This window comes from Candidatus Neomarinimicrobiota bacterium (genome assembly GCA_034716895.1).
Lineage (GTDB): Bacteria > Fidelibacterota > UBA8477 > UBA8477 > JABMPR01 > JABMPR01.
The window spans coordinates 1-1,260 of sequence record JAYEKW010000073.1 but is presented as its reverse complement, the minus strand read 5'-3'; the positions used below and the strand labels follow the sequence as shown (position 1 = coordinate 1,260).

General features: G+C 42.2%; 1 protein-coding gene. It reads left to right on the top strand.

The features are described 5' to 3' along the window. Positions 1-121: 121 nt before the first annotated feature. Complete coding sequence (locus U9Q77_05170; protein MEA3286748.1) at positions 122-1,117, top strand: DUF4097 family beta strand repeat-containing protein; 996 nt, start codon at positions 122-124, stop codon at positions 1,115-1,117. Positions 1,118-1,260 lie beyond the last annotated feature (143 nt).

Sequence of the window (1,260 nt, the reverse complement as noted above, 5' to 3'; positions counted from 1 at the left end):
CTCTGCGCGCTTTGCCTGCCCGCACGAAGTTATACGCAGGCGGGCGAGAGGTAGTTTTTGCGAGATCGTCAATATTGTATTGAGATGTTTGCTGAAAACCAGATTTAACGGGAGGGTGGAAATGAAAAACCTTACTTATGCTCTGTTAGTGATCTTTATTTTAGGTTCACCATCGTTTGGAGCACCGGACCAAGAGGATATTGTCATTGCTACAGGCACAACTCATAATGGGAATGTTATCACGAGCAATGTTGACATCACAGTAATGGATGGTGCTCGGGTTAATGGGGAAGTGCGCACTACCAGTGGTGACATCTACATTGAAACAAATGCACGTGTGAGGAAGATCAAATCTACCAGTGGTGATATTTTTATTGATGAAGGTGTAACTGTTGATCAGACAATTAAAAACACTGATGGTTCTATTCGAATTAAACAAAACTCAACGATTAAGGGTAATATTACTACAGAAACCGGAGATATTCGAGTAGATGGATCGATGCTTAAAAAGAGCATAAAAACCAGGCATGGCGATATCATACTGAAACAAGGCACCTATGTCAAAAACGATATCAGGATTCTAAATCGAGGACAAGGAGCGGGTTTGGAGATTTTGGATATCTATCTGGGGCAAGAAGTGTATGTGAAAGGAAATGCTTCAGCTCATCACTCAAATGATCAAGTTCAAATTCAATTGTTCGGCGGTGAAGTTCGCGGCAATATTCGTCGGATTACTATTATTGATAACCCAGGGAATGAGGAGGAATGCGGAGGAATAGCAGCCTGGAATTCGAGTACGGCCTACACCGAAGGTGATATCGTTAGTTATGATGACCATAGGTGGCTTGCAGCCTGGTATACTCAAAATCAACAACCCGGCACTACAGGAAATAATGGCTCCTGGCAGGATTTAGGTGAGTGTGATTACGATGTTGATGCCTGTGGTGGACGACAGCTTTGGCACCAGACTATAATATTCCAAAAGAATGATGAAACTGTCTATGATGACAATATTTATCGGGCAAAATGGTACTCACGTGGGGATAATCCAGAGGACTCAGGCCAATGGGGTGTTTGGCAAGATCGAGGACCATGTGAAGATGATGATGATGACTAATCATTTGCTCCTCGATACGATTTCTACAAAATCACTCGGTACCCAGTTTCGATAATCTTAGTTTTCCTGTCATCTGTCATCTGTCATCTGTCACTTGTCACTTTTTGCCTTTACTTCAAACTTTCCATAATCTGAGGTAAAAT

Bases quoted from the DNA above. Each gene is read 5' to 3' on its own strand.
- U9Q77_05170 (MEA3286748.1), top strand. From the start codon at position 122: ATGAAAAACCTTACTTATGCTCTGTTAGTGATCTTTATTTTAGGTTCA.